Consider the following 20620-nt stretch of genomic DNA (forward strand, 5'->3'; position numbering starts at 1 on the left):
TACCTGTTCTGAAGAAGGCGATCGCGGACTACATCGCCACCAGCAACCAGAACCCGCACATATTCGTCTGGATCGCCACCGTCGAAAGCATCATGCGCAAGATAGCCAAATGCAAAGAAGCGTGTGACGCACTACACTAGGATCGAGACAATCGTCATTCACGGCGGCGCGTGGAGGCTTGGCGACTCGATCGGCTCCCGCGCGAGCATCCAGGCCGCGCTGCACCTCGGATTCCAGGCGCTGCGCAAGACCGGCAGCGCCCTCGATGGCGCACTCGCCGCAGTGCACGCAATGGAGGACGACCCGGACTTCAACGCCGGCACAGGTTCTTCGCTCGCCCTGAACGGGCGGTGCCTGATGGATGCATCGGTGATGCTCTCGGACGGCCGGTTCGGCGCGGTGGGCGCGCTTGAAGGCGTCCGGCATCCGATAGATGTCGCTTGCAAAGTTATGACCGATACCGACCATCTCCTTATCTGCGGCAACTGGGCGACCCGGCTCGCCCGGTTCTGGGGTTTCCCGAAGTATGACCCCATCACCCCAGCCGAACGCCGGAAGCTGAAGGCGCTGCGCCGGGCCGGTTCGCCTTACTACGCGCGCCAGCGACATTACCTGTCATTTGGCACGGTCGGCGCGGTGGCGCTCGACCGGTATCGACGGATTGCGGTCGCCACATCGACGGGCGGAGTACGCGGCAAGCTACCCGGCCGCATCGGCGACACCGCGCTCTACGGTGCGGGCACGTTTGCCGACCGGAACGGTGGCGCCTCTGCAACCGGTCTGGGCGAGGAGGTCATTCGCCTCGGTCTGAGCCGGCGGGTCTGCGACCTGCTCGCCGCACACCGGACGCAGGCGGCAGTCGACATCGCCTTGCGCGGCTCCCGCCACGTCGGTGTCATCGCCCTCGACCGCAAAGGCGACATCGGCCTCGGCCACGCCACGCCGGACATGACCTGGGGATGGATGCGTGGCGACGAAGAGAAAACGTGCTGACCGCCTTCAGCTTCTGTCATCAAGGTTGTGGCTTCTGACTTCGTCCGCTCTCTCGCCACTCTCCCCTGCAGTTTGGGAGAAAAGGGGACAGGGAGAAAAGGGGACACATTACTTATCTCAATCCGAAGCGCGTCAAGAGAGTGTGGCCTTGTGGCAGCAGCAAGCCTCAAGCCAAGGGATTTCCGATTTTAGATTGGCGATTGTAGATTGGAGCGGCTCCGCCGCGAGACTAAGGTTGAGGTCGAGGCTAAGATGGGGGAACTGCGTCGCAGCCAAAGCACAAGCTGAGAGCTCACAGCCGCGCAACGGTCAATCCCTAGCCCCTAACCCCTCGCCCCTCATCCCTCGACCCTTCCTTGCCTTGACTCGTCCCATTCCGGCAATAAGCTAGTTGCGTCGGGCGAGAGGACGATTCCGGCGGTTGAGGATGACGCCGGCTTCCTGTCGAGGCAGCAGAATCTGCCGGAACGAGCCCGCCCCTGTGGTCTAAAGGAGGAACAATGTCGCGAAGTTTCGCTGTATTGCTGTGCTGTTGGATGCTGACCGGAGCCGCGAGCGCTCGCGCCGAGTTGCACCGCCTCGGGTTCATAACGAGGAACCTGGATAAGCTCGCACCCGGACACAAGGTGACGAGCGTGCCGGTCGGGCTGGCTGCGAGGTCCTTCCACGACCTCACGTCTGCGGACCTCACGAGCGAAATGCCGCCGGTCGGTAACCAGGGGCAGCAGGGTTCGTGCGCCTCGTGGGCCATCGCCTACTATCACCGCTCGCAGCTTGAGTACCACGAGCGGCACTGGGACCTGACCGACCCGCATCACCAGTTCAGCGCGGCCTTTGCGTACAATCAGGTCAATGGCGGCGGCGACAACGGCTCGAGCTTCGACGATAACATGCCGCTCATCTGTGAGCAGGGCTGCGCAAACCTGGTCGACTGCCCGTACAACGACGGCGACTGCACCAGTTGGCCCTCAGAGTCGGCCTACTCCCACGCCATTCCTTTCCGCGCCAGGACCTGGGCGTGGTTCGGCACCGCCGATACGACCGGCATCGACATGATCAAGCAACTGCTGGCGAACGGCAGCACTGCGTGTCTGGGGATAGCGGTCTATGGTAACTTCGACAATATCGCCAGCTACAACTACACGTACTGCGCATCCGACCGGACTGGCAACAACCGGGGCGGGCACCTGGTGACTTTCGTCGGCTACAACGACACGCTGACTACGCACGACGGCAAGGGCGCCTTCAGAATGGTCAACTCCTGGGGCACGGGTTGGGGTCAATCGGGCTATTTCTGGATGTCCTACCAGGCGGTGATGGACGGCTACCTGAGCAGCCAGACAGCGGGGTACATGACTGACACGGCCGGGTACTCGCCGAAGCTTCTGGCCCGGGTGCAACTCAGCCACCCGGCCCGCGAACGGGTCGGAATCGAGTTCTCGATTGGTGATCGCGCGAATCCGCTTTGGCTGTACGACTTCCGCACGTGGTGCCACCCGTCAACCGACCAACCCTTCCCGGCCAACAGCATGGTGTTCGACCTGACGTACATGGTCGACGATTCCGGCAAGGTCCACGACGGCGCTTCATACATCAAGAACGGCCAGACCGACTCGATCTACTTCGTCACGTCCGCAGGGGACGGCAAGGCCGGCGCCGTCCTCAGCTCGTCGGTTCAGTATCTTGACTGGGATACGCTCTTCTTCTCGAGGTCAACCCCGGAGAGTATCCCGGCCAACGGAGATGTGGTCGCAGTCGGCCATCGCATCTGGGAGATTAACAAGGATAAAGACGTCGCGGCCAACTGGATATTCACGCCGAACGGAGTCGTCAAAGCGGACAGTTCGTATGTGCCCAGAGCCGAGGTCCGGAACTACGGCAACTCGGCAGCCAGCTTCCCGGTCCGGCTCACCATCAGCACCGGCTATGCCGATACCGTGCAGGTGACGGGGCTGCAGCCCGGGCACGCCGACACGGTCCAGTTCAAGTCATGGATAGCACCGCAGCGCTGCTTCGCCACGGTCCGGTGCTCGACCGCCCTCGTCGGGGACCAGTACGAGGGAGACGATGTGAGCACCGCATTGGTCTGGGCCATCTTCCACGATGTCGGCCTGACTGACATCGTCTCGCCCAGCGACACAGTCGACTCAGGAACCGTCGTCCGTCCTCAGGTCCGCGTCTGGAACTACGGCAGCCAGACCGAGCTCGTCACCGCCACGATGCGCATTCCCGACGAGGGGTATTCCCGAATGACACAGGTGTCGGTTCCATCCCGTCAGGGCATGTCGGTCAACTTCGCGGCCTGGGCTCCCAAGCTGGTGGGCAGCCACGTGGTCAGGTGTTCGCTGTCGCTGGCCGGTGACACAATACCATCGAGCGACGACACGATGAGCCGGCAAGTCGTAGTGACAAGGGCCGCGGGCGTGGCCGAGGCAGTAACAGTCCCGCTCGAATTCCGTTTCGACGTGCCGCGCCCGAGTATCTTCAGCCGGAGCGTGGCTGTGGCCTTTGCGCTGCCGCACCAGGCCGACGTGTCGCTTTCGGTCTATGACGCGACCGGAGCGATGGTCCGGAAGCTCCGGCACGGCATCACTGCAGCCGGAGAGTACCGGCTGAGCTGGGATGGCCGAAACGACGAGGGCCGCACGGTGCCGGCCGGCACGTATTTCTGTCGACTCGATGCCGGCGACCACCGCGCGACGGCGGTGCTTCTGAAGCTCTAGGTCGGGATACCTGCCGACGCGCTGTCCGCACCTGGCCGGACCCCGGTACAGGATTCGGCCCGACCCGGCCTCGGCCGCCTGGAACCGGGCCCAAGCGGCTGGCGGCCGCGGCCTCTCCCCTGTCTTTGACTTCCGCCTCTGTCTTGGCTATACTGACCGGCCATGCGAGGGTGGCGGAACTGGCATACGCGCTGGATTTAGGATCCAGTCCTTAACGGGATGGGGGTTCAACTCCCCCTCCTCGCATGCAACCAAGGAGAAGGTTGAGGCTGAGGTTGAGGTCGAAACCGAAGCCACGGCCTTCCGCGAACCTTCACCTGGACCTTAACCTGAACCTCGACCTTTTGTAGGAGTGCTTTTGGAAAAGATAGTCCGGTCACCGAAAGAGTGGCTGCGCGAGATTGAGGTAACAATTGAGCCCGAGAAGCTGAAGGCGAAGATCGAGGAATCCTTCGTCGAACTACAGCCCAAGGCCGTGGTCCCCGGATTCCGGGTGGGCCACGTGCCGCGCGCATTGCTCGAACGCCGCGTCGGCAGCCAAGTGGAGAGCACATCAGCCGAGGACCTGGTCGAGGACGCAATCCGCGAGGTGCTGGCCGACGACGCAATCAAGCCCATCACCGAGCCCAAGTTCGCCAACCTCGAAATCGCACCCGACAAAACCATCAAGTTCCAGCTCTCATTTGAGGTAATTCCCGAGTTCCAGCTAAAGGAGTACACCGGTCTCACACTCAAGAAAGAGGAGCCGACCGGGTTCGAGGCCGAGTTCGAGCGCCGGCTGCAGGAGCTGCGCGAGAAGTGCGCGACCTTCAAGCCGATCGGCCGGGCCGCGCAGGAACATGATTTCGTCGTGGTAGACTACAAGACATCTGTCGGTGACACTGAGACCGGCAAGCCGCGCACGAATGTAATGATGGAACTCGGCGACGAGATGAACTCGGCCGAGGTCAATGCGGCGCTGGTCGGCGCCCGGCCCGGCGATGAGCGCACCGCGACGACAACGTTCCCGGCCGACCATTCGGACCAGAAGCTGGCGGGCAAGACCCTGACCTACAAGTTCGTGGTCCGCGACGTGAAGGAGCGGATTCTGCCCGAGGTGAACGAGGAGTTCGCCACCGACCTGGGATTCGAGAGCATGGACAAGCTCCGAATTGAGATCAATGAGTCGATCCTGCTTGACCGGAAGCGGCTTGTGCAGAACGGGCTGAAGAACCAGGCATTTGACTTCCTGACCGCCGAGCACCAGTTCGAGCCGCCCGAGTCATGGGTCGAGTCGTCGCTCGACCGCCTGCGTACGCAGTACAACCTGCCGGAGGACGACGCGACCCGGGAGAAACTGATGCCGGTGGCACAGAAGTGGGCGAAGTTCGACTGCATCGTCGCGAAGATTGCCGAGAAGGAAAGCCTCACCGTGACCGATGAAGAACTGAAGCAGCAGGCGCAGGAAGTGGCCGAGGAGTCGAAGCGGCCGGTCGAAGAGGTCGAGTCGATGCTCGGCAGCGCGGTCTATAAGAACCAGCTCCTGCGCGAGAAGGTGCTCAAGCTGGTCGTGGACAAGGCCAATGTGACGTGAAGCCGAGTTCCCAGTTACCAGTTTCCAGTTTTCAGTCCTCGGCCCTGCAAGCGGAAATCGTAAGTCGCACATCGACAATCGAAAATGAGTTGGAGGTCCCCGTGTTGATACCGATGGTCATCGAACAGACCGGCCGCGGAGAACGCGCGTACGATATCTACTCCCGGCTGCTGAAGGAGCGCATCATCTTCCTTGGCTCGCCGATTGACGACAACGTCGCCAATCTCATCGTCGCCCAGTTGCTCTTCCTCGAGGCCGAAGACTCGGAGAAGGACATCAACCTCTATGTCAATTCACCCGGCGGCGTGGTCTCCTCGGGCCTCGCCATCTACGACACGATGCGCTACATCAAGGCCAAGGTCTCGACCACCTGCATCGGCGAGGCCGCCTCGATTGCCGCGCTCCTGCTCGCCGCGGGCGAGAAGGGCAAGCGATTCGCGCTGCCCAACGCCCGGGTCATGATTCACCAGCCCTCAGCCTCGGGCATCTCCGGCCAGGCAACCGACATCGAAATCCATGCCCGCGAGATACACAAGCTGAAGGAAGAGCTGTCGCAGATCATGGCCAAGCATACCGGCCAACCGTTCGAGAAGATTGTCGAGGACTCTGACCGCAACTTCTTCATGTCCGCGGAAGAAGCCAAAGCCTACGGGCTGATTGACGACGTAATCGAGAAGCGGAAATGACGACCGGCCCGAAGCGGCGGACGACCCGCAACCGCTGCTCGTTCTGCGGCGTCGAGGCCGGCCCCGGGGTGAAGCTTGTCCAGGGACGTACCGGCCGCATCTGTGAGCGTTGCACCGCGACCATTTCCGGCCTGTTCCACGAACAGGCCGAGGCCACGGCACCGGGCGCGCCCGCGTCCGTTCCCAAGCCGGCCGAAATCAAGTCCTTCCTCGACGAATACGTCATCGGACAGGAGCACGCCAAGAAGGTCATCTCGGTCGCGGTCTACAATCACTACAAGCGCGTCTTTACGCCCCGCACCGACATCGACGTCGAGAAATCGAACATCCTGCTCATCGGCCCGACCGGCGTGGGCAAGACGCTGATTGCCGAGACCCTTGCCCGGTTCCTGCACGTCCCATTCTCGATTTCCGATGCCACGCCGCTGACCGAGGCCGGCTACGTCGGTGAGGACGTGGAGAACATCCTCCTGCGCCTGCTTCAGGCCGCTGGCGGTGACGTCCGCAGGGCCGAGACCGGGATTATCTACCTCGATGAGATCGACAAGCTGGGCAGAAAGCAGGACTCGCCTTCCATCACCCGTGACGTGTCCGGCGAGGGCGTACAGCAGGCTCTGCTCAAGATTCTCGAAGGAACGGTCGCCAACGTTCCGCCGCAGGGCGGCAGGAAACACCCGGAACAGCAGTACATCCCCATCGACACGCGGCACATACTCTTCATCTGCGGCGGGATGTTCAACGGCCTGGAAAACGTCGTGGAACGTCGCATCCACTCCAGTACCCTCGGTTTTGGTGCGGACATCTCTCAGCGCAGGCAGCGAACTTCCGATGATCTGCTCCCGCTGGTCGAACCGGACGATCTCATCAAGTACGGGCTGATACCGGAACTGGTCGGCCGGCTGCCGGTCATCGCCGGACTCCACAGCCTTTCCAAGGAAGCGCTGATCGACATTCTCACCAAACCCCGCAACGCCCTCACCCGGCAGTTCGCCTTCTACTTTGAGATGGAGGGCGTCAAACTGACGTTCACTCCGGAGGCATTGGGCGCGGTGGCGGAAATCGCCGCCGCTCGCAAGACCGGCGCCCGTGCTCTGCGCGCAGTGCTTGAGGAGACGATGCTGAACATCATGTTCGAGCTGCCCTCTCAGCCCGACGTCGAAGAGTGCGTCATCACCGAGCAGACCGTGCGAACAAAGCAGCCGCCGGAGTACATCCTCAGACGGCTGCAGCGCAAAGCTCAGTAGTCTTCTAGCTCCGCATCCTCACTTTTTCATTCTGACTTCGTCCCTGGCTAGCAGCTAGGCTTCCGGCTCAAACTGGTCCTTGCCCGCCCCGCAAACCGGGCAGACCCAGTCCGCCGGCAGCTTCTCAAAAGGCGTTCCGGCCGGAACTCCGTTGTCCGGATCGCCGGCCGCCGGGTCATACACGTAACCGCATACCTGGCAAACGTACTTCTTCATCTTGTTAGTCCTTTCAGAGTCCTCAGCGTTCTTCGCGGCCATCGTCGCCGCATAGGTCGGTGCGTTCTTGCCCGTCTTTCCGCCCTTTACCTCGTGGTAGTAGGCATAGGTCAGAGGCGTGCCCTGCCGCACCAACTCGCTGGCCACCACGTCGGCGACAAACATGGTGTGTGAACCGCAGTCGACCGCGGTCCTGACCCTGGCCTCGACCACTGCCAGGGCGTGTTCGGTCAGGAGAGGACAGCCGGTAATGCCGTCGCGGTACCCGGCATGAGCGAACTTGTCGTACTCGCGGCCCGAGCGGAATCCGAAGACGCCTATGAACTGAAGCGGTGTCTCCTGTTCGAGAACCGAGACGGCGAAGAGACCGGTCTTCATGATCATCTCATGAGTAAGATTGGCCTTGTTCACGCTGACGGTAACCTGGCACGGAGCGATGGCAACCTGGACCAGGGTGTTGATGACACAGCCGTTTCGCTTCTCTCCATCGCGAGCCGTGACGACGTAGAGACCGTAGGTGATTGTGTTGAAGACAGCGGGGTTGATCCTGGAACGGTCGATCTCGCAGTGAGCACCGGTTCCGGCCTGCTCGATCATGCGCCGACCCGCTCTCTCAATCTGCCGGCGACCGTCTTGCCGAACTCGCGACACTGAATCAGCGCGGCCGCGTCGGGGACGAACTTGAGCCTCAGGGCGGGCAGCGCAATCTCGACTCCCATCTCGCGCAACGCAGCTTCAACCTGGGCGCAGGCCTCGCCGCTCCAACCGTAGGAACCGAACGCGGCGCCGATGAGGTTCTTCGGCTTCAGTCCGCGCACGTATGCGAGCACATCAGCCAGAGTCGGAAAGACAGTGTTGTTGATGGTCGGAGACCCCACGAGAAATGCGCCCGCGCAGACCAGATCGGTTATCACGTCCGCGCGAGTCATGCAGCTCATCGGCATGACCACCGCGTCGGTCCCGCCGTCGCGCAGCCCGTCAGCAATCGAACGCGCCATGGTTGCCGTGCTCTGCCACATGGTGTCATAAGCGACCACGGCCCGGTTTTCCGGCTTCTGCGTAGCCCACTTCGCGTACCAGCCAAGCAACGTGTCGAAGTCCCTGCGCCAGACCGGACCATGGTCCGGCGCGATCGTCTTGATGCTGATGCCGAGCGTCTCGATGCGGTCCAGCAGCTTCAGGATCAAAGGCGAGTACGGCAGCAGGATGTTGGCAAAGTACCTCTTTCCCTCATCCAGCAGCACGGCCAGGTCATTCTCGTCCGCAAAGAGCCTCGGCGTCGCGAGGTGCATCCCGAAGCCATCCTGAGAGAAGACCAATTCGTCCTCGTGAAGATATGAGATCATCGAGTCCGGCCAGTGAAGCATCCTTGTTTCGAGGAAAGTGAAGTTCAGACCGCCGAGCCTGAGCAGTTCCGTGTCCTTGACTGCGGTGATCTCCTGCCGGTCGAGTTGCTGGTCGTGCAGGTTCTTCACGCCCATCTGCGACGCGTAGACTTTGTCGGGCTTGATAACGTCGATGACCTGTGGGAGGGCACCGGAGTGGTCCATCTCGGCGTGGTGCGAGACTATCACCTTGACCTCGGACGGGTTCACGACTGAGGCCACGCGCGCGAGCATCTCGTCCCGGAAAGGTGCCTTCACGGTGTCGATGAGCACCGGGTAGTCGCCCATCACCAGATAGGCGTTGTAGGTCGTGCCTCGCTGGGTTGAATAGCCGTGAAAATCTCGCAGCGCCCAGTCGACTGCACCGACCCACCAGACGTGCTCACTGACTTTGATCGCCGAGAACCCGCTACCAGCCATTATTCCTCCGTTGGACCGCTCTTTCCCGACTGACTGCTCTTCTCCTAAGCGCCAGCTCCGGCCGCGGCCGGCTGCGCGTACAGTGCCGCCAGCTCCGGTGCAAGCACGAAGGTCCGCGTCCCGAGTTCTCGGTCGAGCATCAGGATTCCGCGTCCGTCGTTCCCGACCAGCTTGAGGTCCTGCGCGACCTTGGAGGTGTTCGCCTCCTCCTCGACCTGCTCATCCACAAACCACTGTAGCAGGGTTCGCGAAGCATGGTCGTTCTCAGCCAGGGACAGCTTCACCAGCCCGTCGATCTTCGCGGTAATGAACTTCTCGTGCTCGTAGGCGGCCTCGAATGCGGCAAGCGGGGACTTCCAGGCCTGCGGCGGCGCCGCAATCGGGTGGAACTGGACGTGCCCGCCCCGCTCAACGATGTGCTTGTAGAACCGCATCGCGTGCGTGACCTCTTCCTGCACCTGGGCACGCATCCACTGGCCCATACCAGGAAAGCCATCCGCGTCGAAGTACGCAGCCATCGAAAGGTAGATGTAGGCTGACTCCAGCTCGTACTTGATCTGCTCGCTGAAGGCCTCTTCGATCTTCTTCGGGACCATGCTCACGCTCCCTTCCACAGGCCGTGGAGATTGCAGTACTCGCGCGCGAAGACCGTCTTCGCCTCGACCGAGAACAAGGCCTCGGGCGCCTGCCCCGGTGACAGGAACTGCCGGTATGCCTTATCATCGGCCACGAGTTCAATCCACTCGATGAAGTGCTTCTCTTCCATCGGGTGCGGGACGCTGCCGACCTTCACCTTGTACCCGCCCGCGACCTTCTCGATCACCGGCACATGCTTCTCTCTTGACGCGTCGGTCGTGTTCTCGACCAGCAGCTTCATCGGCTTGCCGCAGCAAACGAGTTGCCCGGCCCCGCCATCCAGGACTTCGACGATATTCCCGCAGACTTCACATCTATAGACTTCCAGACGCTTTGCCATATTAGCTTCCTCCTATTTCAAACCCGCAGGGATTACTGCCCAACCAGTCTCGTATCGATCCCGCTGAACCCGCATTCCGGGATGTAGCAGGTCACATTCGTGAACTGACAATGCTCGTGGCAGGACGGGCACGTCTCCGGCGGCTGCGCCGCCTGCAGGACGTAGTGGCACTTGCTGCACTGCCAGTACGGGGCATCGGACGGCGCCGGCTGCTGCGACACCGGCTGTTGCCGGATCGGAGTCCGGGCCGGAGTTGCGCTCGCAGCCTCCTCACCGGCCAGCATCATCGGCTGGCCGCAGCACACGAGCCTGCCCCCACCCTGATGAACAACCGCAATAATCTGCCCACATACTGAACAACTGTATACCTGTTGCCTAGCAGTCATCAAAGACTCCTTTCCGATGTCGGAATCACTGCAGGTCCTTGACCACCTGCAGCACCGGAGCGAAGTCAGGCTGCGAGCCTGTATCCTTCACAAGTTGTACATAGCGGATGACACCTTGGCGGTCTACGACGAACACTGCGCGCGCCAGCAGGCGTGCATCTTTGACCAGCACGCCGTAGGCCGTGCCGAACGAGGCGTCGCGATGGTCGGACACAGCGACTACTCGGTCGACGCCAGCCGCACCACACCACCGCTTCTGGGCGAAAGGCAGATCCATGCTGACCGTCAGAATCACTACATCGCTCCCCAGCTTGGACGCCTCGGCGTTGAAGCGCCTGGTCTCAATGTCGCAGACCGGTGTGTCGAGCGACGGCACCGACGCGATGACCACGACCTTGCCCTTGAACTGAGACAACGACACCGGCTTCATGTCATTGCCGACCGCGGTGAAATCGGGCGCCTCATCCCCGACATTCAGCTCCTTGCCGACCAGAGTCGCCGGCTTGCCGCCGAAGACCACTGCTCCCGGACGTTCAGTCATTGTACTCTCCTCTATCTGGCCCTGCCCTTTACTGCACCGGACCGCGTGACCTGTTCTACCAGTTCTCGCCCAGCAACTCGAAGTAGGCCTGGGGATGGGCACAGGCCGGGCACTGCTGCGGGGCTTCCGTCCCCTCATGCAGGTAGCCGCAGTTCAGGCAGCGCCAAACCACCTTGTTCCCGCGCTTGAAGACCCGGCCCGCCTCGAGGTTCGCGGCCAAGTCGCTGTAGCGCTTCTGGTGCTGCTTCTCGGCAACCGCGATGTTGCGGAACACGGTGGCTACCTCGTTGAAGCCCTCATCCTGTGCGGTCTTCGCAAAGTCGGGATAGAGCGTTCCCCACTCGAACATCTCGCCTGCGGCTGCTGCCTTGAGGTTATCGAGAGTCGTGCCTACCTTGCCTGCCGGGTACGCCGCCTGGATCGTGACGTCGCCGCCTTCGAGGAACTTGAAGAACCGCTTTGCGTGCTCCTTCTCCTGGTTGGCGGTCTCTTCAAAGATCTGGGCCATCTGCATCAAGCCATCGTTGCGGGCCTGACTGGCGAAGTAGGTATAACGGTTGCGTGCCTGTGACTCGCCCGCGAAGGCGGCCAGCAGGTTCTTTTCGGTCTTGCTGCCCTTAAGCGTCATTTTGATGCTCCTTAGAGTTACATTGTATCAATACTGGGGTACGACACGAGCAAATATTTGACTTCTCCTATGTTCCTCGGGATTCGGGACTTCCATCGCGCAGGCGATTGATCTCGTCCTGCAGACTCAGTATCAGTTCGACTGCGTCGAGCCCGATGTCGAAGTCGGTCATCAGCCGGTGAATACGGCGCAGTCGGGCAAGGTCGGAATCATCCAAAAACAGCCGGCCGGCCTCGGCGGTCCTGGCGTGAACGACTTCACGCTGTACACACTCGACAATGATGAGTTCGTCGAGACCAGTCATCTCAACCAGTACCTGGATTTCGTAGCCCGGCATTACTTCTCCTCCGGTCGCATCCCGGCAAGCTCCTTGAGCAGCGCTCGCTCCTTCTCGGATAGCCGAACCGGCAGCCGGACGTCGATAGCGACGTACAAGTCACCGCGCGCGCCGGCATCACCGTTAACCGGCATGCCCTGACCTTTGAGCCGAAGCTCGTTTCCAATCTGCGTCTCGGCCGGTATCTTGAGCCGTGCCTTGCCCTCGAGCAGCGGGACGGTCACCTCGCCGCCGAGCAGCGCTGTGTACAAAGGAACCTGAACCCGGGTATGCAGGTCATTGCCCTCACGGACAAACCGAGGGTCGTCCTCAACTGCAATCACGATCCACAGGTCGCCGGGCTGTCCTCGTCGGCCGGGCATACCCTGGCCCCTCACTCGCATACGCGACCCATTGTCGACGCCGCGCGGTATCTTCACCTCTATTGTCGGTCCGTCGGAGCGCTTAAGCCTACGGACAGTGCCCTTATATGCCTCGGCCAGGGTAACGGTTACCGGCTGCTCGATGTCTCGGCCGCGAGTTGCGCGCGGCTGAGCCTGCGTGGCACCTGCTCCGAACAGGTGCGTAAAGAAGTCCGAGAACGGTGCTCCCTCGCCAAACAGGTCCTGCAGGTCTTCGTTTGTGTACCTTGTGTATCCGCCCTCTTGTTGTCCGGTTTGATACCGGCTCCAGTCAAAGTCACCTGTCTGCCCGGACTGCTGGGCCCGCTGCCAGTCGGCGCCGAACTGGTCGTACTTGGCCCGCTTCTCCTTGTCGGAGAGCACCTCGTAGGCCTCGTTTATCTCCTTGAACTTACTTTCGGCCTCTGCCTTGCCATTCGGGTTGACATCAGGGTGATACTTCCTCGCCAGCTTCCTGTAAGCGGCCTTGATCGCCTTCTCGTCTGCGTCCTTGGGCACTCCCAGGACCTCGTAGTAGTCCTTGTATTCTACATTCACTTCTGTTCGCTCAGTTCCACCAGCACACCACCAGTCGCTGCCGGGTGGATGAATCCGACCATCGTTCCGTGCGCTCCTGGGTGTGGCACTTTATCTATAAGTTTGACGCCCGCCGCGTCCAACCGCTTCAGCTCTGCCGCCACATCATCCACCTCAAAGCAGATATGCTGAAGGCCGGGCCCGCGAGTCTCAAGAAACTTGGCGATGGGCGAATCAGGCGAGTCGGGCTGGACCAGCTCGATCCGGGTCTCGCCCACCGGAATGAACCCCACCCTTACCTTGGACCCGGCGACTACTTCCTTGCCGCTGACGGCCAGCCCCAACTTTTCAGTATAGAACCTCGCAGCTTCATCCACATTGCCAACGGCGATCGCGACATGAGATACTCTCTTGACCATGCAACTCTCCTAGCGCATCCGGTCATATTCCCCGAAGACACCGCGGAGCGCGTCAGAAATCTCGCCGACCGTGCAACCAAGGCGCACTGCTGCGACGATGGGCTCCATCAGGTTTCCTGTAGCGGCCGCAGTTTCGCCCACGCGGGCCAGAGCCTGCTTGACCTGTCCGCAATCCCGAGTCCGCTTGAACCGCTCCAGTTCCGCTGTCCTGCGGTTGCCCAGCTCCGGGTCCACCTTCAACAGCTTGAATCCTGTCTCGGTCCTGCCCCCGCACTCGACCACTTGACCACTAGACCGCTGGACCACTTCATGGTACTTGTTCACCCCGACCACAATCCTCTGCCCCTTCTCCACCGCCTGCTGGTAATTGTAAGCACTGTCGGCAATCTCATTCTGCATGAATCCCTGCTCGATGGCCGCCACCACGCCGCCCATCTGCTCGACCTTGCCGATCAGCTCCCGCGCCCGGTTCTCAATCTCGTCAGCTAGAGACTCGACCGCATACGACCCGGCCAGCGGGTCAACCGTGTCCGCCACACCCGACTCGTGCGCCACAATCTGCTGGGTTCGCAGAGCGATCAACACCGATTCCTCGCTGGGCAGGGCCAGTGCCTCGTCACGCGAGTTCGTGTGCAGGCTCTGGGTTCCGCCCAGCGCCGCAGCCAAGGCCTGGAACGCGACCCGAATGACGTTGTTCTCCGGCTGCTGGGCAGTCAGGGTCACGCCGCCGGTCTGGGTGTGGAACCTTAGCTTGCACGACTCGTCCGAGGCATTCCACCGCTCGCGGAGCAGCCGCGCCCAAAGTCTGCGTGCGGCCCGGAACTTCGCGACTTCTTCAAGGATGTTAGAGTGCGCGGCGAAAAAGAACGACAGCCTCGGGGCGAACTTGTCTATCGCGAGCCCCGCGTTCAGCGCAGCCTTGATGTACTCGAGCCCGTCCGCAATAGTGAATGCGACCTCTTGAACCGCCGTCGCGCCTGCCTCGCGCATGTGATAGCCGGATACGCTCACGGTGTTCCACTTCGGCACGTTCTCCGCACACCAGGCGATGATGTCCGTGACGAGCCGCAGCGACGGTCTTGGCGGGAAGATGTACGTCCCGCGCGCAACGTATTCCTTCAGAATGTCATTCTGTATCGTGCCCTGCAGACCCGTGATGCTCTTGCCCTGCTTCTCCGCGATCACGCAATACATGGCGAGCAGGATGCCGGCAGTGGCATTGATGGTCATCGAGGTCGAGACCTTGTCGAGCGGGATTCCCGCGAACAGAGCTTCCATGTCCTCAAGCGACGAGATGGCGACCCCGACCTTGCCGACCTCGCCCCTGGCCATGGCCGAATCCGAGTCGTACCCCATCTGGGTCGGCAGGTCGAACGCGACCGACAGCCCGGTCTGTCCCTGCCCGAGCAGGTAATGATAGCGCTTGTTCGTGTCCTCGGCTGAACCGAACCCCGCGTATTGGCGCATGGTCCAGAACCGACTGCGATACATGGTCGGCTGTACCCCGCGCGTGAATGGAAAGCTCCCAGGCATCCCAAGCTGCTCTGGGTAGTTCTTCTCGCCCCAGTCCTCCGGTGTGTATGCCCGTTTCAACGGCAAGCCCGAAACCGTCTCCGCCGCCTCAGCCCGCTCCGGCGACCTCTTAAGTACCGGCGCTACGGCCTCTTGCTCCCACTTCTGTACAATCGCTGACAAGGGACCAGGAATTGGGGGTCGGGGATCGGGGTCCGACGCTTGGCGTTCTTGGCGACCTTGGCGGTTTCCCTCCGGTCCTTCATTCGTCATTCGCACTTCGTCATTCGTCATTCGCTCATAGCGGAATGTTCCCGTGCTTGCGCGGCGGATTCGACGCCTGCTTGTCCCTAAGTATCCGGAACGACTCCCCGACCCGGCGCCGCGTATCTTCGAACTCGATCACCTCATCCACAAACCCGAGTTCAGCAGCCTTGAACGGGTTGCCAAACGTCTCTTCGTAGTCCTCAACCAGCTTCTTGCGCGTGCCTTCCGGGTCAGCCGACTCGGCAATCTTCTTCCGATGGATGATGTTCACCGCCCCGTCCGAACCCATCACCGCAATCTCAGCCGTCGGCCATGCGAAGTTAAAGTCCCCACGGATGTGCTTGGACGACATGACATCATACGCTCCGCCGTATGCCCGGCGCGTGATGACTGTCACCTTGGGCACGGTCGCCTCGCAGAAGGCGTAGAGCAGCTTGGCCCCATGCCGGATGATTCCGCCATACTCCTGGTTGGTGCCGGGCAGGAATCCGGGCACGTCCACGAATGTCAGAATCGGGATGTTGAAGCAGTCGAGGAACCGAACGAACCTGCCTGCCTTACACGAGGCATCGATATCAAGACAACCGGCAAGGAACTTCGGCTGGTTCGCCACGATGCCGATGACCTCGCCATTCATCCGTGCGAACCCGATGACGATGTTCTTCGCCCAGAACTTCTGCACCTCGAAGAAGCTGCCCCGGTCAACGACCTTATGGATTATCTGGGTCATGTCGTACGGCTTGCGCGTGTCGTCCGGGATTATCTCGTCGATACCCTCGCACGGCCGATTCGGGTCGTCAAGCTGCGACTCCATAGGCGCCTTCTCGCGGTTGTTCTGCGGCAGGTACGAAAGCAGCTTGCGGCACAGCTCCAGTGAGTCCTTGTCGTCAATCGCCTTGAAATGGGCCACGCCCGAGGTTTCATTGTGCGTACCAGCTCCGCCCAGCTTCTCCTTGGTCACCTCTTCCCTGGTCACCGCCTTGATAACCTCTGGCCCGGTGATGAACATGTAGCTGGTCCGCTCGGACATGATGATGAAATCAGTCAGGGCGGGAGAGTAGACCGCGCCGCCGGCAGTCGGCCCGAGCACGACCGATATCTGGGGAATCACGCCTGAGGCCAGCGTGTTGCGCAGGAAGATGTCGGCGTACGCGCCGAGGCTGTCCACGCCTTCCTGAATCCGCGCCCCGCCCGAGTCATTGATGCCGACAACAGGCATACCTGTCCGCATCGCCATGTCCATCACCTTGCATATCTTCTCTCCGAACACGCGCGAGAGTGTGCCGCCGAACACTGTGAAATCCTGGGAGAAGACTGCCACCTGCCTACCGTTGATAGTGCCGTGTCCGGTCACGACCGCGTCACCGGGAATCCTGCGCTTCTCCATCCCAAAGTCGTGGCAGTCATGGACACGGAGCCGGTCCAGTTCCACGAAGCTGCCCTTATCCAGCAGGATGTCTATGCGCTCGCGTGCGGTCAGCTTGCCGGCAGCGTGCTGCTTGGCGATGGCCTCTTCGCCGCCGCCCAGTTGCGCGGCCCTGTTCCGCTTCTCCAGCTCATCCCTGACGCGTTTGATATGCGACATTTGGAGACTGATGGTAAACAGCAAGCCCTTGCTTGTCAAACCCAGGCGGGTGCCGTCTCTCAGGAACAACCATGGATGAACGCGGATGGACACAGATGAACCGTCGCCGCGGCGTTGACATTTCGGTTCATCCCGCCTATATTGGAGCCATGCCAATCCTGCCTTGTCGGCATCCAGAGAAGCTCATGCGTCAAATCGCTCCCACACGCGACCTGCTCACTAAGCTGGACACAAAGCACCCTGACATTCTGCGTGCCGAGGGCATCGTGCCTGCTGACTATCACGGGAGCATGGTGTTCCGTTCTGCCATCGAGAGCATTCGCGGTACGTTCGCGGCCACTACAAGCCCACGCGCCCAGTTCACCAACGCCATTCTGGCCCGGATGAAGGATGCCGGACTGCTGAAGGACTGGCAATCCATCGGTGGCCGTGGCCGGTGCGACTACAATCTGGTACTCCCGAAGGGACGCGGCGACTGGCATGTCGCAGTCGAGAGTAAGGGCGGCGAAGGCAACAGCTTCAACATCGGCGACCGGCCTAACTGGTCGGATGAATACGTCATCTGGGGCCATCTCGACGGCTCGATAGTAAACCAGCCTGACTACGGCGCGTCGGCGAACTTCTTCACCCGACTTAGCGCCGAGATAGTCGCCAACCGCAAGCGGGTAGATGCGTATGTCGTGTGGGACCGATTCTGCGGCACGAGCATCCGGCCGTGTCCCAAGATGCCCGGTGATGGGATTGGACAGATTCCGTCGCCCTGCGTCTTCCTGCTGCCCCGCGGCGTGCCTACCGCCGATGAACCTTCCCCGCGTCTTGCACGCCTTGACGAGGTCAGGTTCATCACGGCAATGCTGAACTTGACCGGGGTGAAAGAGGCCGCGTGGGACGTTCATGTGAAGCGTGTCGGAATCGAAGTCTATCGCAAGGACTCGACTCAATACAAGTCCGTGCCCATGCGCCGGGTAACGGTCTACCAGGGCGAAGCCGTGCTTGAGCAGAAGGACATCAAGATAACACGCGGTGAGCACATCTTCCGTGACGCGCCGCGCCTGCGTGACAAGCCCAGTTCGTGACATGATCCAGCAAGAGCTCTCCTTCGACACTGAACCGAAGCGGCTTGACCCGCGGCTCTGGCATGGCTCGTTCAACGGCAAGGAAAGCACTCTCCAGCAACTCTCACCCTACGTTGGGAAGCTCAAGTCAGGCATGGTGCAGACTCTCCTGCGGCTGTACTCGCAGGAAGGCGACTGGGTGCTCGACCCATTCTGTGGCTCTGGCGTCGTCCCTCTGGAGGCCCTGCTTCACGGCCGGCGCGCCATCGGGAACGACCTCAGTCCGTACGCCTTTCACCTGACGCTTGGCAAACTCGCGGTGCCAAGGTCAGAGTCCGAAGCCCTGACCCGCGCGACGGCAGCGATGGATGCGGCGGAGACCCGCGCCAAGGAACTCCGCTCCTCAGACTTCCCTGACTACATACGCGCCTTCTTTCACCCGGACACCCTCCTGGAGACTGCCGCCGCATTCGAGGTACTCACCAGCCGAAATGAGCACTTCCTTCTGTCCTGCCTCATGGGCATACTGCACCATGTCCGCCCCGGATTCCTTTCCTACCCGGCGAGTCACCTTACTCCCTACCTCCGTGAGAAGAAGTACCCCCGCGACGAGTACGCCTCGATGTACGCGTACCGGCCGGTTCGGCCCCGCCTCATAGCCAAGGTGCGCCGCGCCTTTCGACGCACCATGGTCGCCAAGCCCTGGCACTCTACCGACTACCAAGTGCTCTGCGAGAACTCAATGCACCTCTCGCTGCCCGACGAGTCCGTAGACCTCGTGCTGTCCAGCCCGCCCTACTTCGGAGCACTCGACTATGCACGCGACAACCGACTCCGACTGTGGTTCCTCGGCTCCAAGGACTGGAAAACGCTTGACCGCTCACTGACGGCGCGGGACGAAGTATACATCCCGCAGATGACGGAGTGCCTCAAGGAGATGGAACGTGTGCTCAAGCCGGGTCGGCACTGCGTACTCGTGCTCGGTGACGTCGAGCGAGACGGCAAGAGCCGGCGGACTGCTGACCTCATTGGCGAGCTGGCTGAGTCAGTGACCGAATCGCGCCTGCGGGTTCGCCATCTCGTCCGAGACGAGATACCCGACATCCGTCGCTCCCGCCGCCGCACGTGCACCACCAAAGTTGAGAAGATCCTGGTGCTCAGGAAGCGTGCCGATTCCACCCGCACTGTCGACGAAGAGCCATTCGCCGTCTATGACCGTCCACCCCGCAAGCCCAAATCCGCCGGCAGGTGGCGACGATAGAATGACCGCAATGAAGTCCGCATGCCGCCGAACCTGCGCGCCGGGCGGAAGCGCGAAGGGAGTCCTACTCGACACCAAGGAGGATTGAGATGGCCACACCCAAACACGTCACCAAGACCGTTTACAAGGTCAGCGATTTCGTCTCTTGGCAGAGGGCTGGCAACCTCTCGCTCAGCCCTAACTTCCAGCGCAGGTCGGTGTGGCGCCCAATCGAGAAGTCGTACTTGGTCGACACCATCATCCGAAACATGCCCATGCCGATCATCATACTGCGCGACATAATCAGACTAGACCGAGGGTCCGTGGAGCCGCTGCGCGAGGTAGTCGACGGACAGCAGAGACTGCGAACACTATTCGCGTTCATAGACCCGAGCGTCATGCAGGACTATGACCCGCTAAGAGACGGCTTTTCCATCAGGAAAGCCCACAACAAGGAACTGGCTGGAAGCGCATTCAGGGACCTGGATCGGGACCTCCAACGCAGAATCCTGTCGTACGAGCTAAGCGTGCACACACTTGAGGCCGGAACGGAGGACCGGGAGGTCTATCAAATATTCGCTCGCATGAACTCGACCGGCGTCAAGCTGAATCCACAGGAGTTGCGTAACGCCCGCTTCTTCGGGGAGTTCAAGTCCTCCATGTTCGACCTCGCAGCCGAGTCTCTCCCGCTCTGGAGGAAGTGGGGCATATTTTCGGAGCAACAACTGGCCCGAATGCAGGAAGTAGAATTGACCACTGAACTTGTCCAACTGCTGCAGGTGGGTGTGGTTGGCAAGTCACAGCCCTCGCTCGACAGACTCTACAAGGAGGGCGAGGATGAGTTCCATTTCCGCGACAAGTACGAAAGAAACTTCCGTGATGTGCTTCAGTCTCTTGATGCGGTGGCAGGAGACAAGATCGTGCACACGAAGTTCCGCACGATCACCTGGTTCTACACCCTCTTCGCGCTAGTCTATGATTATCAGTATGGACTTCCCAGGGATAGGTCGGCAAGTGGTCCAGTAGACCGGAGGACCTCGCGCCTTCCAGCCAGCCTAGTCAGAGGCATGGTCGAGGTCGACAGCCGCCTTGAACGCGGTGATGTACCTGAGACCCTTGCCAAAGTCCTGCGAGGTCGAACCGTGCACGCCGACGCGCGCAAGAAACGGCTCGCGTACCTGAAGCAGCTCTGTGGCGACGACTAGTCGACGTCGGACCCTGCTGGACGGATTCCTCGCACGCTTGCGACGAGCCGTGACGCTTCAGGAACACATGGAACTGCTTCTGGACGAGCAGCGAATCGGCATCCGCGAGGCAACCAGCATTTGCGAGGGGCAGTTCGCAGTCGCGGTCGCGCACTTCGAGGTTTACCTAGAAGGGGAGCGTGGCATCAATGCTGTTGAAAATCGGGGCTATTGCAGGTGAAAGGTGCATGCAGACGGACGTAAGCTGTCATCCGGCGTTGGATCGCGTCGACGGTGCTGAGTCCGGAGACGACTTCCCGTAGGCTTCCGTGC

At 61.2% G+C, this 20620-nt stretch carries 21 protein-coding genes, 1 tRNA gene and 1 pseudogene; 10 read left to right on the forward strand and 13 right to left on the reverse strand.

Translation table 11 applies throughout. The features are described from left to right. Window positions 1–123: 123 nt before the first annotated feature. From VMH22_03150 to clpX, 6 genes are all read left to right on the forward strand, one after another. Window positions 124–993 carry an isoaspartyl peptidase/L-asparaginase gene (locus tag VMH22_03150; GenBank protein ID HTW90684.1) on the forward strand — a complete coding sequence of 290 codons (870 nt, stop codon included), beginning with the start codon at window positions 124–126 and terminating at the stop codon, window positions 991–993. A gap of 500 nt (window positions 994–1493) precedes the next feature. Further along, window positions 1494–3716 carry a FlgD immunoglobulin-like domain containing protein gene (locus VMH22_03155; protein HTW90685.1) on the forward strand — a complete coding sequence of 741 codons (2223 nt, stop codon included), beginning with the start codon at window positions 1494–1496 and terminating at the stop codon, window positions 3714–3716. Window positions 3717–3880: 164 nt separating this feature from the next. Further along, window positions 3881–3962: transfer RNA gene (locus VMH22_03160), tRNA-Leu, on the forward strand. A gap of 112 nt (window positions 3963–4074) precedes the next feature. Then, window positions 4075–5289 (forward strand): trigger factor, encoded by a 1215-nt coding sequence (gene tig, locus VMH22_03165; GenBank protein ID HTW90686.1) that lies wholly within the window; start codon window positions 4075–4077, stop codon window positions 5287–5289. A 101-nt stretch (window positions 5290–5390) separates the two neighbouring features. Beyond that, on the forward strand, window positions 5391–5975 hold the full coding sequence (gene clpP / locus VMH22_03170) for an ATP-dependent Clp endopeptidase proteolytic subunit ClpP (protein HTW90687.1): 585 nt from the start codon (window positions 5391–5393) through the stop codon (window positions 5973–5975). Then, the gene (clpX, locus tag VMH22_03175; GenBank protein ID HTW90688.1) at window positions 5972–7219 is read left to right on the forward strand and encodes an ATP-dependent Clp protease ATP-binding subunit ClpX; all 1248 of its coding nucleotides are present in this window, start codon (window positions 5972–5974) and stop codon (window positions 7217–7219) included. Before clpP ends, clpX begins: the two co-directional genes overlap by 4 nt. 54 nt (window positions 7220–7273) lie before the next feature. Here clpX and VMH22_03180 read toward each other — a convergent pair whose 3' ends face one another. The 13 genes and pseudogenes from VMH22_03180 to VMH22_03240 form a co-directional block, all read right to left on the reverse strand. Then, the gene (locus VMH22_03180; GenBank protein ID HTW90689.1) at window positions 7274–8032 is read right to left on the reverse strand and encodes a flavin reductase; all 759 of its coding nucleotides are present in this window, start codon (window positions 8030–8032) and stop codon (window positions 7274–7276) included. Next, on the reverse strand, window positions 8029–9240 hold the full coding sequence (locus VMH22_03185; protein HTW90690.1) for an FprA family A-type flavoprotein: 1212 nt from the start codon (window positions 9238–9240) through the stop codon (window positions 8029–8031). Before VMH22_03185 ends, VMH22_03180 begins: the two co-directional genes overlap by 4 nt. Before the next feature lie 44 nt (window positions 9241–9284). Continuing rightward, window positions 9285–9836 (reverse strand): ferritin, encoded by a 552-nt coding sequence (locus tag VMH22_03190; GenBank protein HTW90691.1) that lies wholly within the window; start codon window positions 9834–9836, stop codon window positions 9285–9287. A gap of 2 nt (window positions 9837–9838) precedes the next feature. Further along, window positions 9839–10216 (reverse strand): desulfoferrodoxin, encoded by a 378-nt coding sequence (locus tag VMH22_03195; GenBank protein HTW90692.1) that lies wholly within the window; start codon window positions 10214–10216, stop codon window positions 9839–9841. A 32-nt stretch (window positions 10217–10248) separates the two neighbouring features. Then, entirely contained in the window at window positions 10249–10437 is a 189-nt protein-coding gene (locus VMH22_03200) for a hypothetical protein (GenBank protein HTW90693.1), read from the reverse strand. A 69-nt stretch (window positions 10438–10506) separates the two neighbouring features. After that, a pseudogene (locus VMH22_03205) lies at window positions 10507–10602 on the reverse strand (desulfoferrodoxin FeS4 iron-binding domain-containing protein). Between the two features lie 25 nt (window positions 10603–10627). Beyond that, a complete protein-coding gene (gene tpx / locus VMH22_03210) occupies window positions 10628–11143 on the reverse strand; it encodes a thiol peroxidase (protein HTW90694.1) in 516 nt (171 codons plus the stop codon). A 55-nt stretch (window positions 11144–11198) separates the two neighbouring features. After that, window positions 11199–11771, reverse strand: coding sequence for a rubrerythrin family protein (locus tag VMH22_03215; protein ID HTW90695.1), 573 nt, complete (start codon window positions 11769–11771; stop codon window positions 11199–11201). Between the two features lie 67 nt (window positions 11772–11838). Then, window positions 11839–12108, reverse strand: a complete 270-nt coding sequence (locus VMH22_03220) for a chaperone modulator CbpM (GenBank protein ID HTW90696.1) — start codon at window positions 12106–12108, stop codon at window positions 11839–11841. Then, window positions 12108–13046 (reverse strand): J domain-containing protein, encoded by a 939-nt coding sequence (locus tag VMH22_03225; protein HTW90697.1) that lies wholly within the window; start codon window positions 13044–13046, stop codon window positions 12108–12110. Before VMH22_03225 ends, VMH22_03220 begins: the two co-directional genes overlap by 1 nt. Next, entirely contained in the window at window positions 13043–13444 is a 402-nt protein-coding gene (gene mce / locus VMH22_03230) for a methylmalonyl-CoA epimerase (GenBank protein ID HTW90698.1), read from the reverse strand. The genes VMH22_03225 and mce overlap by 4 nt, the downstream gene beginning before the upstream one ends. Before the next feature lie 9 nt (window positions 13445–13453). Continuing rightward, the gene (locus VMH22_03235; GenBank protein HTW90699.1) at window positions 13454–15139 is read right to left on the reverse strand and encodes a methylmalonyl-CoA mutase family protein; all 1686 of its coding nucleotides are present in this window, start codon (window positions 15137–15139) and stop codon (window positions 13454–13456) included. A gap of 115 nt (window positions 15140–15254) precedes the next feature. Next, the gene (locus tag VMH22_03240) at window positions 15255–16808 is read right to left on the reverse strand and encodes an acyl-CoA carboxylase subunit beta (GenBank protein HTW90700.1); all 1554 of its coding nucleotides are present in this window, start codon (window positions 16806–16808) and stop codon (window positions 15255–15257) included. A gap of 149 nt (window positions 16809–16957) precedes the next feature. Here VMH22_03240 and VMH22_03245 point away from each other — a divergent pair, with 149 nt between their 5' ends. The 4 genes from VMH22_03245 to VMH22_03260 all read left to right on the forward strand — a co-directional run bounded on the left by VMH22_03245 (window position 16958) and on the right by VMH22_03260 (window position 20528). Further along, the gene (locus tag VMH22_03245; GenBank protein ID HTW90701.1) at window positions 16958–17884 is read left to right on the forward strand and encodes a hypothetical protein; all 927 of its coding nucleotides are present in this window, start codon (window positions 16958–16960) and stop codon (window positions 17882–17884) included. Between the two features lies 1 nt (window position 17885). Continuing rightward, the gene (locus VMH22_03250) at window positions 17886–19124 is read left to right on the forward strand and encodes a DNA methyltransferase (GenBank protein ID HTW90702.1); all 1239 of its coding nucleotides are present in this window, start codon (window positions 17886–17888) and stop codon (window positions 19122–19124) included. An 89-nt stretch (window positions 19125–19213) separates the two neighbouring features. Next, window positions 19214–20308, forward strand: coding sequence for a DUF262 domain-containing protein (locus VMH22_03255; GenBank protein ID HTW90703.1), 1095 nt, complete (start codon window positions 19214–19216; stop codon window positions 20306–20308). 37 nt (window positions 20309–20345) lie between these two features. After that, a complete protein-coding gene (locus VMH22_03260) occupies window positions 20346–20528 on the forward strand; it encodes a hypothetical protein (protein HTW90704.1) in 183 nt (60 codons plus the stop codon). The last annotated feature ends 92 nt before the right edge of the window (window positions 20529–20620 follow it).

This window comes from bacterium (assembly GCA_035505375.1).
In the GTDB taxonomy this organism is placed as follows: Bacteria; Hydrothermota; Tepidihabitantia; order Tepidihabitantales; family Tepidihabitantaceae; genus UBA2258.

Excerpts from the sequence above, each read along its gene's own strand:
- VMH22_03155 (HTW90685.1), top strand. The coding sequence starts at position 1,494 with ATGTCGCGAAGTTTCGCTGTATTGCTGTGCTGTTGGATGCTGACCGGA.
- clpX (HTW90688.1), top strand. The coding sequence starts at position 5,972 with ATGACGACCGGCCCGAAGCGGCGGACGACCCGCAACCGCTGCTCGTTC.
- VMH22_03180 (HTW90689.1), bottom strand. The coding sequence starts at position 8,032 with ATGATCGAGCAGGCCGGAACCGGTGCTCACTGCGAGATCGACCGTTCC.
- VMH22_03185 (HTW90690.1), bottom strand. The coding sequence starts at position 9,240 with ATGGCTGGTAGCGGGTTCTCGGCGATCAAAGTCAGTGAGCACGTCTGG.
- VMH22_03190 (HTW90691.1), bottom strand. The coding sequence starts at position 9,836 with ATGGTCCCGAAGAAGATCGAAGAGGCCTTCAGCGAGCAGATCAAGTAC.
- VMH22_03195 (HTW90692.1), bottom strand. The coding sequence starts at position 10,216 with ATGGCAAAGCGTCTGGAAGTCTATAGATGTGAAGTCTGCGGGAATATC.
- tpx (HTW90694.1), bottom strand. The coding sequence starts at position 11,143 with ATGACTGAACGTCCGGGAGCAGTGGTCTTCGGCGGCAAGCCGGCGACT.
- VMH22_03215 (HTW90695.1), bottom strand. The coding sequence starts at position 11,771 with ATGACGCTTAAGGGCAGCAAGACCGAAAAGAACCTGCTGGCCGCCTTC.
- VMH22_03220 (HTW90696.1), bottom strand. The coding sequence starts at position 12,108 with ATGCCGGGCTACGAAATCCAGGTACTGGTTGAGATGACTGGTCTCGAC.
- mce (HTW90698.1), bottom strand. The coding sequence starts at position 13,444 with ATGGTCAAGAGAGTATCTCATGTCGCGATCGCCGTTGGCAATGTGGAT.
- VMH22_03240 (HTW90700.1), bottom strand. The coding sequence starts at position 16,808 with ATGTCGCATATCAAACGCGTCAGGGATGAGCTGGAGAAGCGGAACAGG.
- VMH22_03245 (HTW90701.1), top strand. The coding sequence starts at position 16,958 with ATGCCAATCCTGCCTTGTCGGCATCCAGAGAAGCTCATGCGTCAAATC.
- VMH22_03250 (HTW90702.1), top strand. The coding sequence starts at position 17,886 with ATGATCCAGCAAGAGCTCTCCTTCGACACTGAACCGAAGCGGCTTGAC.
- VMH22_03255 (HTW90703.1), top strand. The coding sequence starts at position 19,214 with ATGGCCACACCCAAACACGTCACCAAGACCGTTTACAAGGTCAGCGAT.